The following is a 501-nucleotide window of genomic DNA, read 5'->3' on the forward strand; positions in this document are numbered from 1 at the left end:
ATGATCACGAATGCGCGCAAGGTCATCGTTATGGCGGACTCGACGAAACTTGGCCGCGACTTCCTCGTCAGCTTTGCAGCATTGGAAGATATCGACGTCGTGATTACAGATTCCTCTGCCCCGGAACAGTTCGTCAACGATCTCAGGGAGCAAGGTGTCGAGGTCGTGGTTGCTTCATGATCCTGACCTTGACTGTAAATCCGTCAATCGATCGACTTGCTCGACTCGATACGGAGCTCAAGCGAGGTGGCGTGTTCCGCCTACCAATGGCTGAGGACATGGCCGGTGGCAAGGGAATTAATGTGTCCAAGGCGTTGCATTACGCCGGAGAAAAGACGCTCGCGCTCTACCCGGCATCGGACTCCGGAAAATTCACGCGCCTGTTGGAAGTCTCTGGCATACCCCATGAAGCCATCAACACGACTAACGAGTTCTAATGCCTTGACAATTGACCACGGTCTTTCTACTGCTGATCCGCAGGAAGCAGCGGTAAAGCGCGCG

1 protein-coding gene and 1 pseudogene are annotated in these 501 nt (G+C 54.3%); both read left to right on the forward strand.

The genetic code is table 11. The features are described 5' to 3' along the window. Positions 1-180: pseudogene (locus ACXIUA_RS11275) on the forward strand (D-beta-D-heptose 1-phosphate adenosyltransferase); the annotation flags it as partial. 8 nt (positions 181-188) lie between these two features. After that, a complete protein-coding gene (locus ACXIUA_RS11280; protein ID WP_457976890.1) occupies positions 189-437 on the forward strand; it encodes a hypothetical protein in 249 nt (82 codons plus the stop codon). Positions 438-501 lie beyond the last annotated feature (64 nt).

The sequence above is a fragment of the Corynebacterium sp. UMB8791 genome, from assembly GCF_054166365.1.